Annotated in this window: 9 protein-coding genes; 1 reads left to right on the top strand and 8 read right to left on the bottom strand. The window is 62.7% G+C overall.

Annotated features, from left to right (window positions below; all coding sequences use genetic code 11):
• The 3 genes from AADA04_RS06220 to AADA04_RS06210 form a co-directional block, all read right to left on the bottom strand.
• Positions 1–807 (bottom strand): AAA family ATPase (locus tag AADA04_RS06220; RefSeq protein ID WP_340692384.1); only part of this gene is annotated, 807 nt, incomplete at its 3' end.
• Positions 794–2017, bottom strand: a complete 1224-nt coding sequence (locus AADA04_RS06215; protein ID WP_340692383.1) for a hypothetical protein — start codon at positions 2015–2017, stop codon at positions 794–796. The genes AADA04_RS06220 and AADA04_RS06215, both read right to left, overlap by 14 nt.
• Positions 2014–2748 (bottom strand): hypothetical protein, encoded by a 735-nt coding sequence (locus AADA04_RS06210; protein ID WP_340692382.1) that lies wholly within the window; start codon positions 2746–2748, stop codon positions 2014–2016. The genes AADA04_RS06215 and AADA04_RS06210 overlap by 4 nt, the downstream gene beginning before the upstream one ends.
• Positions 2749–2983: 235 nt before the next feature.
• On the opposite strand from AADA04_RS06210, the gene AADA04_RS06205 reads away from it, so the two are divergent.
• Positions 2984–3451 (top strand): GAF domain-containing protein, encoded by a 468-nt coding sequence (locus AADA04_RS06205; RefSeq protein WP_340692381.1) that lies wholly within the window; start codon positions 2984–2986, stop codon positions 3449–3451.
• Here the strand turns inward: AADA04_RS06205 and AADA04_RS06200 are convergent.
• The 5 genes from AADA04_RS06200 to AADA04_RS06180 all read right to left on the bottom strand — a co-directional run.
• A complete protein-coding gene (locus AADA04_RS06200; protein WP_340692380.1) occupies positions 3416–5197 on the bottom strand; it encodes a carboxylesterase family protein in 1782 nt (593 codons plus the stop codon). The two genes, AADA04_RS06205 and AADA04_RS06200, sit on opposite strands and share 36 nt — an antisense overlap.
• 71 nt (positions 5198–5268) lie before the next feature.
• On the bottom strand, positions 5269–6378 hold the full coding sequence (locus tag AADA04_RS06195) for a cystathionine gamma-lyase (protein ID WP_340692379.1): 1110 nt from the start codon (positions 6376–6378) through the stop codon (positions 5269–5271).
• A gap of 6 nt (positions 6379–6384) precedes the next feature.
• The gene (locus AADA04_RS06190) at positions 6385–6807 is read right to left on the bottom strand and encodes a DUF1330 domain-containing protein (RefSeq protein ID WP_340692378.1); all 423 of its coding nucleotides are present in this window, start codon (positions 6805–6807) and stop codon (positions 6385–6387) included.
• A 3-nt stretch (positions 6808–6810) separates the two neighbouring features.
• A complete protein-coding gene (locus AADA04_RS06185; RefSeq protein WP_340692377.1) occupies positions 6811–7218 on the bottom strand; it encodes a hypothetical protein in 408 nt (135 codons plus the stop codon).
• Between the two features lie 26 nt (positions 7219–7244).
• The coding region (locus AADA04_RS06180; RefSeq protein WP_340692376.1) for an NUDIX hydrolase at positions 7245–7583 on the bottom strand (339 nt) is incomplete at its 5' end.

The raw sequence follows: 7583 nt of genomic DNA, 5'->3' as shown, positions 1-7583 counted from the left end.
ACCGTCCAAGGCGGCGCGAGCCCGGGCGGCAACGGCCAGCATGGCACCGGCGCGGGGCGAGGCCCCGGTCTCGACATCGGCAGAATCCCGCGTCGCCCGGATCAGGTCGACAATATAGGAGATGATGTCATCCTTCAGCTTGATCTGCGACACGGTTTCGACGGCCGTGTCGAGGTCCGCCGCGCTGATCACCGATCCGATCCCGAACGAGGCCGGCGTGTTCATGCCCGTCCGCGTGCCATGCTGGGCAACGATGGCGAACTCTTCCTCGCGGCTTGGATAGTCCAGCGTATGCTTGAACAGGAACCGGTCCAGCTGCGCCTCGGGCAGGGGATAGGTGCCCTGCTGCTCGATCGGGTTCTGCGTCGCGATCACGGTGAAGCGCGGGTTCAGCGGATACGATTCCCCATCAATCGTCACCTTGCGTTCCTGCATCGCTTCCAGCAGGGCGGCCTGGGTCTTCGGCGGCGTCCGGTTGATCTCGTCGGCCAGCAACAGGTCGGTGAAGATCGGCCCCTTGGTCAGGCTGAATTCATTGGTCTGGAAATTGAACAGGTTGGTGCCCAGCACGTCGCCCGGCATCAGGTCGGGCGTGAACTGGATGCGCCCGAAATCAAGCGAGATCGATTTCGCGACGCATTGCGCCAGCAGCGTCTTCGCCGTCCCCGGCGGGCCTTCCAGCAAGACGTGCCCGGACGAAAACAGCGCCGTCAGCAATATGTCGACCGTCGTGTCCTGGCCGATCACCGCCTTGCGCACTTCGCTGCGGATGCTCCCTGCCAGCGCCTTGATGTCACTTACGTTCATGCGTGCTTCTCCTGAGAATGTCGCGTCGCCAGCGATACAGTTCGCGGGCCTTGGTCATCAGCTCTTCGCGACTGGCAGATGCCGTGCGAAGGCCGCGTTCGATTTGCGAGAATGTCTTGCCCGATTGCTCTTCCGGCCCCAGCCGGTCGAACAGGGCAGATAATTGTGTCTCGGTCATGGTCTTCGGCGCCGCGATTTCGCGCGCCACCCGCCGCCGCATCATGGTCAGGTAGCCCGGCGCCAGATGTGTTTCCCGCCGCGCCATCGTGAACAGGCCCGCCGAATTGTCGACCAGCGCCTGCTTGCCCAGTGCGATCACCCGCGTCTCCCGCGCCGTCGGGCCGAACCGGACCAGCGCTGCCCAGCCGAGCAGGAAAGCCGCCGCGAAAGCGGCCAGCGTCGCGCCGACAAAGGGAATGTCGAACATCATCTGCAACAGGTTTTCCGAACGGACAAAGCCGTGCAGCGTCGCGTCGAAAATGATCGGCTCGGCTTCATCATAGCGCAGCCAGTCCATCAACTGCACGGCAAAGCGCGCATTCTCCCGCTCGGCCAGGCCGAACGTGTTCAGCATGTCCGGGTCGGCGAGAATATAGATATCTCCGCCGTCCAGCTTGCCGAGGAGGATGCCGTCATCCGTGGAGACGATAGGTGCCAGTGACTTCGATTGGATGACCTGCATATTGAGGTCCGGCTTCAGCGCCATGTCGCCGAACGGCGTGTCGGTCCATGCAGGCACGTCGATCCGGCCGATCTCGCCATCGATATCCAGTTCGGCCAACATGTCGTTTAGCCGGCGCGCCGCCATGAAGCGCGTGTCGCGCTGGCGCCTGGCATTGAACGGGTCGGTTTGGCCGGTCCATTTCGGTAGCACGATCAGCGTTGTCGGTTGCAGCGTAACGTCCTGCAGCTTGCCGCTCATGCCCCAGGGCGACAAGGTGACGACCATCAGGCCCCAGTCGCGGCGTTCAAGCCGGTGCTCCAGGCGCGACACCTCGACCGGATAATCCTGATCCTCCAGCAATTGCACGATGCCGTTGAATCCAAGCGCCGAGGTCGAAAACGGATGGTCACCTGCATGATTACGGTCACGCAGTTCCGGTGCCCATCCGGCCAGCACCATCACCGCGCCGAAGGATACAATTGCGATGGTCAGCAATACCGCCATCGTTCGCGCCGTGAACGGCGAGTTGCCTGGACTGTCGCTCATGCCCAGGCCTCGCCGAAGGCAAACTGCTCATAGGAGTCACGCGCCGTCTTCCAGCCAGCTGCATCCACATCACGTCCGCCGAAGAAACTGTGTTCGACGATGGAAATGATGGGGCCGAGGCCACGTTTCGCCCGGTCGGGCAGGTTGCCCAGCCCGCCGATTTCCCGCGCCGTCAGCGAACGCGGCACGCCGCCTTCCAGCCGTTGCTGGATATCGTCGATCGAGCGGAACAGCAGGAGGTGGACCGCTTCGGCAAACTTGCCCGCCCGGGCCAGCGCATCGGCCTCGTCCAGCAGCGACTGCGCCACATGTGAATCGGGACGCAGGTCGACCAGCACATCGTCGGGATTGTCGACCTTGCCCTTGCCGGATTTGCCAAAGCGCACGCGGATCGCTTCGCCGAACAGGAAGTAGAGAACGCCTGCTACGACGACAAAGATGGCCGCCCAGAAGATGAACTGGAATAGCGGGCCAAGATTGCCGAGGAAGTCGAAGATCGCTTTCAACCAGCGCGGTGGCGGCTTCGGCGGTTTGAAGTCTGCGTCCGGCGCGTCGTATTCCGGGCGCTTCAATTGCAGTTCGGTTTTTTTCAGATAGGCCGCATGCGCGGCGTCGACCGCGTCGATATCAGTCTGCGGGCTGTGGATATCACTGTCGAACGGCTCATTGGCCACGACATCATCGTAATCGTCAGCGCCCAAGTCAAAATCATTCGCCGTTGCGGTCGGCATCGCTTCATCTAAATGGATCTGCGCAAGGCACGGGTGTGCGAGAGACGCACAGGCGAGCGCGAACAGAGTTCCCATCCGAACCGCCAAGCGCAAAACGTATCCCTCCTGCCGCAGGCGCCCCATAGCTCGCGGAATTACGCGACTATTCCAGAGGTTGCGTGCCGCTTCAACGGCCTATTGCCCTGAAGCCCGGTCCACCCGATATATCCGGTCCAAGGCAGAGATGAGGCGTGAAATGGACAAGGCCGAGCACTATCGGGAATTGAAGGCGGAAATCGACAGCGTCGTGAGCGGCGAAACCTCCGTCACGGCACGCTATGCGACCGCCGCCTGTATCCTCGCCCAGGCCATGGCTCCGCGTTTTTTCTGGACCGGATTCTATGTCGTTGACCCGCTGAAACCCCGCGAACTCGTCGTCGGTCCCTATCAGGGCACGCTCGGCTGCCTGCGTATCCCCTTCGGCAAGGGCGTTTGCGGTCATGCTGCGGCCACGGGCGAACCGATCCTCGTGTCGGATGTGCACGCATTCCCGGGCCATATCGCCTGCGATTCGGCCTCGAATTCGGAAGTGGTCGTGCCGGTATTTGATGCCGACGGTGAGCTGGTGGCCGTTCTGGACGTGGATTCCGTCGATCTCGACGCATTCGACGAGACCGACCTCGAAGGCCTAGTTGCTATCTGCAACAGCCTCCTCGTCGCCTGACAGCACGGCCGGGTCCAGGTTCAGCGCCATGTCACGCGGCGCGACGATCTCGGTGACCGCCTCGATTCGCGCAATCAGGTTCTCTTCCAGGATGTCCAGCTTGCGTGCGCGCAGCTCACGGTGCGGATCCACCGGATAGTGCAGCTCGTTCCAGGTATCGGTCTCGGACGTGTATTTCGGCCATTCCGGAATGCCGCCCGCGTTCGGGTTTCCCGTCCGGGCGAAATTGGTCCAGTAGCTTGTCATGATGTCGGTCAGTTTTTCATCGGAATGCGACACCGCCAGCAGGGGCGAGTGGCTGTTGAACACGAACGGGATCTCCGCCGAATGATAGGCACCGATGGTCTGGTGCTTGGATGGCCATGTGCGCGAGAACATATACATCCAGGTCGGCTGTCCGGCATCGGCATTCTGCTTGCCGATGAAGCGCATGTGGACGCCGAACATGTCATCACCCAGCATGTCGACCGCGCCCCGGTCCCAGGTCTCCAGGCTCTCCATCCCATACAGTGACTGCAGGGCTTTTGCCGGATTGCTGCCAAACACGTCCGCAAGCGCCTCCTCACGGTCCTCCAGCGTGCCGGTGATCTGCTTCGACAGGACCGTCGGAGACCGGATGTCATTATAGAACAGCGAGCCCTCGTCGGCATTGTATCCGGCCAGCATGGGCAGGTGGGGAACGTTACCGTCGCGGATCGCCTTGCCGATCATTTCCGGCAACACCTTGCCGTCCACGTTCGGCAGGAAATAGCCGGTCAGATCGCTGCGCGCTTCGGCGCGCGAGATGATGGCCGCAGCGGGAATGGCCCGCAAATCAGCCGCAACGGCGGCGGGCGGCACGAGTGTCGACAGGAATTCGGTGCCGACATCCTCGGCGCTGCGCACGTTCACCAGCGGCGATTTTTTGAGGTGCAGGGCATTATAGCTGCTTGATCCGCTCTGGAGGATAACCTTGTCGAACAGGCCCACCGAAAGCGGCGAGGCCATCAGCTCACTGACCGATTGCGCGCCGGCGCTCTCGCCGAACACGGTGATATTGTGCGGGTCACCGCCAAAGCTGGCAATGTTGCGCCGGACCCAGCTCAGCGCCGCCATCTGGTCGAGCAGGCCGTAATTGCCGGATGTGCCATCGGTTTCCGTCAGCGCCGGGTGGGCGAGATAGCCAAGCGGGCCAAGCCGGTAATTGATCGTCACCAGGACGACGCCTTTTTCGACGAGGCCGTTCGACTGGTAGATGCTGGTCGAACCCGCGCCCGCCTGGTGTGATCCGCCATGAATCCACACCATCACAGGCACAGGCGTGTCGCCGCCGAGATTCGCGGTGCGGACGTTCAGGAACAGGCAGGTTTCGGATTCTGGTGGGCTGGCCTGGGCGGCGAGATATTTCTCGGCCAGGAAGCGTTTCCACCAGGGCAGGCCGACGCCTTCCACGATGTCATTGACGAAGCTGCCAAGACTGGCGCGCGGCTGCAGGCATTCGGCGCCAAACTTGCGGGCATCGCGCGGAATCGCGCCCCATTGGGGGGCAGCATCGGGCGCCGTCCAGCGCCGGGCTGTCGCGTAGGGAAGGCCATTGAAAACCTGGATGTTCGGGTTGTCGTGATCGATGCCGCCGATCACCACGCCCTGCTCGATGCGCAGCGGTTCCGACATCTCCATAGGCTCTGCAGGCTGGTTCAGCTTGAACCAGCCCCAGGCCAATCCCCCGGCCAGGGCAAAGAAGAGTACAATACTAAGTCGTTTCATGGCGTGGGTCCCGCCCATAATCAGCAAGAACTATACCAGATTCCGGGATATGTCACGACGACCGCTCCGTCTCAGGACAGAGTGTCGAGTGCCTGTGTCACGGCGGCCACAAGGTCGCGCGTCGGCTCGATACCTGCGGCGAACCGCACGAATCCCTCCGGAACCGCATCGCCCCACCGCGCCCGGCGCTCCGCGCTCGAATGCACGCCGCCGAAACTCGTTGCCGGAGAGAGCAGGGGGCAGGCGGAAATGAATGCCTCCGCATTCGCCTGGCTGGCGAGCGTGAAGCTCACAATCGGCCCAAAACCACTCATTTGCCCCCGTGCGACCTGATGAAATGGGTCATTGCCCAATCCCGGATAGTTCACACCCAGAACCGCCTTATGTCCTTGTACGGCTTCGGCCACGGCCAGCGCATTGGCATTCATGCGGCCAAGGCGCACCTCCAGCGTCTCCAGTCCCCGGTGCAGCAAATAGGCGTCGAACGGCCCGACAATCGCGCCCGCCAGCCGCCGCCATGTCTTCACGCCGTCGAACAATTTGGCGTCCCGCGTCGCCACATGGCCGCACAAGACGTCCGAATGGCCGGCCATGGCCTTGGTGTCCGACAGCACGCTGAAATCGGCGCCAAGGTCCAGCGGTTGCTGGCATAGCGGCGTCGCGGTCGTATTGTCGGCCATCACCAGCGCGCCCGCCGCTTTCGCGTGTTGGGCGACTACTGCAATGTCGCACACGGCAAGGCCCGGGTTGGATGGCGACTCGATCAGGACCAGCCTGCAACCCGCCATGTCGGCCTCGGCCATGTCCGCGGTCGGGCAGGTGCGTATGGTTACGCCCATCGGCTCGAACTGGACGGCCAGCAGGTTGCGCACATTGTAATAGCCGTCCGACGGCACCAGAACCGTGTCGCCGGGCCGCAGCACCGAATAGAAAACCGAAGCGATCGCCGCCATGCCCGACGGGAAGCAGACCACGTCCGCGTCTTCCAGGATGCCGATCTCGGTCTCCACCCCCTCGATCGTCGGGTTGCCGTTGCGGGCATAGAAATGACTGCCGTCCGGTTCGCCCGGGAGATGGAACACAGACGTCGCATGGATCGGCAGCGACACCGGATCGCCCTTGGACAGGCCCTGGCTGCGATGATGCAGCAAGCGGCTGATGGCAGACGTCTTGTCAGTCATGGAGGGTCAGACCTTTTTCCCGTTGGCCCAGCTTGGCCGCGTCACGATAAGTTCCTGGCACAGCAGGCCCGCATCGCGGTGGCGCGACATCGCTTTGTAGTCCTTGTGGTTCAGCATGGCGATGAAGGCCTGCCGTGTCGGGAAGTGATTGACCAGCACCCCGTCCCAGTCGCCGCCGCCAATGAAGTAGCGCTCCGTCGAACCCAGCAACATGGTCGAGCCGCCGAACTCTGCCGCCACCGCCGAGAAGGCTTCCGAATAGCGCTGGTAGGCCGCCTCGCCGCTGAGCTTTTCGCCATGCTCCGGGTCGCCCTCGGCATATTCTGCCTTCACCCGGAATTTCAGCAGGTTCACCTGCGCCAGCGGCCCGTCATAGGGGTCGTCGCGAAAGGTGCGGAACTGGTCGGCAGTGGGTTGGAAGGCAGGCATGGATCAAATCGCTCCCGGCGTTGTTTCGATAAGGTCCTGGTGCAGCAGCCCGGCCTCTCGGTGATAGTGAATCAGCTGGTAGTCTTCCCGCTGCGGCATTTCGAGAAAGACTTTCCGGGACGGATACCAGGCCAGCGCAACGGCGTCCCAGTCGCCAGTCCCGATCATGAACCGCTGGACCGGCGCGAAATAGACCGGCTTTGCGCCAATCTTCTGGAACACTTTTGAGACGCCGGCTCCATAGCGCGCATAGGCCGTCTGTCCGCTGAGGCCCTCTGCCGCCTCCGGTGATCCGGCCGCGTAATCTGCCCGTTCGCGGAACTTGAGCAGGTTCACCATACAGACAGGCTCGCTCATGTCGGCGGTCAGGAAGGCGGCGATTTGGTCGGGACTGGGTTGCAGGGCGGGCATGGCGGTCTCCTCTTGTGGGGGCGGCTCTAGGGGCGCTTGTCCGGATGCTTGCCGAAATAGCGTTCGGTGTAAAACAATGCCGCCGCGTGAAGGCCGTGCTGGGCGTCGAGGTTTTCGTAAGCCAGGAACTCGGCATAGGGCATTTCCAGCACCTCGATCTCCTCGTTCGGGTCGAGTGATTGCTCATGTGTCTTCGCGCATCCGGTGGCGAGGTAATAGTGGATGCGGTTGTTCTGTATGGCCGGGTTCGGGAAACAGCTGCCGACGGGGATCATCTCGCGGGCGGTATAGCCGGTCTCTTCCTGCAGCTCGCGCCGGCCCGCCGCCTCGGCGTCCGTCTCGCCCGGATCCATCACGCCGCCCGG

Origin of the sequence: Hyphomonas sp. (genome assembly GCF_037969335.1) — a bacterium.
Taxonomy (GTDB): domain Bacteria; phylum Pseudomonadota; class Alphaproteobacteria; order Caulobacterales; family Hyphomonadaceae; genus Hyphomonas.
The sequence above is the reverse complement of the archived record's forward strand: the minus strand, read 5'-3'. Positions and strand labels throughout refer to the sequence as shown.

What these genes read in the sequence shown, in the direction of transcription:
- AADA04_RS06215 (WP_340692383.1), bottom strand. Translation starts at nt 2,017, where the DNA reads ATGAGCGACAGTCCAGGCAACTCGCCGTTCACGGCGCGAACGATGGCG.
- AADA04_RS06210 (WP_340692382.1), bottom strand. Translation starts at nt 2,748, where the DNA reads ATGCCGACCGCAACGGCGAATGATTTTGACTTGGGCGCTGACGATTAC.
- AADA04_RS06205 (WP_340692381.1), top strand. Translation starts at nt 2,984, where the DNA reads ATGGACAAGGCCGAGCACTATCGGGAATTGAAGGCGGAAATCGACAGC.
- AADA04_RS06200 (WP_340692380.1), bottom strand. Translation starts at nt 5,197, where the DNA reads ATGAAACGACTTAGTATTGTACTCTTCTTTGCCCTGGCCGGGGGATTG.
- AADA04_RS06195 (WP_340692379.1), bottom strand. Translation starts at nt 6,378, where the DNA reads ATGACTGACAAGACGTCTGCCATCAGCCGCTTGCTGCATCATCGCAGC.
- AADA04_RS06190 (WP_340692378.1), bottom strand. Translation starts at nt 6,807, where the DNA reads ATGCCTGCCTTCCAACCCACTGCCGACCAGTTCCGCACCTTTCGCGAC.
- AADA04_RS06185 (WP_340692377.1), bottom strand. Translation starts at nt 7,218, where the DNA reads ATGCCCGCCCTGCAACCCAGTCCCGACCAAATCGCCGCCTTCCTGACC.